The following is a 308-nucleotide window of genomic DNA, read 5'->3' as shown; positions in this document are numbered from 1 at the left end:
TCCTGAGGCTGTGCCCGGAGCTACCGTGATTGTCTTGTCTGCGTTAAGCACAAGGCCTGATGGAAGCGTGCTAATAAGCGTGAAGCTCACTTCTCCTGCGCCTGTCCCTACCGTTACCGGACTTCCGTTCAGCGTATCGTTTGCCGTCAGGGATGCTGTCGTGCCTCCTGCATTGCTGTTGACCGCCGTCGTTGTTTCAGTCACTGCATCGATCACAGGGATCGCAACCGGAGCGTTTACCGTCAGGCTCACAGTCGCTGTCGAGCAGTTCGATGCATTGGCCTTGTCGCAGATCGAATAGGTCAACG

Annotated in this window: 1 protein-coding gene; it reads left to right on the top strand. The window is 56.2% G+C overall.

Going from position 1 to position 308, the window contains the following annotated elements; genetic code table 11:
- Positions 1-301, top strand: a 301-nt coding sequence (locus EYY60_RS22375) for a hypothetical protein (RefSeq protein WP_208749415.1), incomplete at its 5' end; no start/stop codon positions are given.
- Positions 302-308: the final 7 nt, after the last annotated feature.

Source organism: Flavobacterium zhairuonense, from assembly GCF_004352915.1.
Lineage (GTDB): Bacteria > Bacteroidota > Bacteroidia > Flavobacteriales > Flavobacteriaceae > Flavobacterium > Flavobacterium zhairuonense.
Note: the sequence above shows the minus strand (reverse complement) of the source record. Positions and strands in the feature narration are given on the sequence as shown.